Origin of the sequence: Ornithinimicrobium kibberense (genome assembly GCF_006519705.1) — a bacterium.
GTDB classification, from domain to species: Bacteria; Actinomycetota; Actinomycetes; order Actinomycetales; family Dermatophilaceae; genus Ornithinicoccus; species Ornithinicoccus kibberensis.
Genome location: NZ_VFXM01000054.1, coordinates 1 through 321, shown reverse-complemented (window position 1 = coordinate 321; position 321 = coordinate 1). Strand labels below are relative to the sequence as shown.

Below are 321 nucleotides of genomic sequence, written 5' to 3'. Positions count from 1 at the left end.
GGATTGATCCGCCGGAGTACCTCGGTCATCCCACCGGGACCAACATGACCGAGCTTCTCCTTGGCCAACGCCCTGAAGATGAGTCCGGACGCACAGCGCTTCTTGGATGTACGTGCACGGTCATCGGCTGCGGGCCACTCCTTGCCCGCATCGAGGTCGGATCCGAAACCGTGACGTGGTCGCACTTCGGACGCGGACCTGGCGAGGAGTACGACTGGCTCGAGCTGCAGTTCACCCGGACCACCTACATGGACGCGCTCACCAGTTACGAGCAGACAACCTGATCTGGCTGCGTACCGGAGGACGCGCGCATCTGCCGCT

The 321-nt window shown here is 63.2% G+C and carries 1 protein-coding gene; it reads left to right on the top strand.

The window, feature by feature from the left end:
- The coding region (locus FJR00_RS16445; RefSeq protein ID WP_238330550.1) for a hypothetical protein at positions 1–284 on the top strand (284 nt) is incomplete at its 5' end.
- Positions 285–321 lie beyond the last annotated feature (37 nt).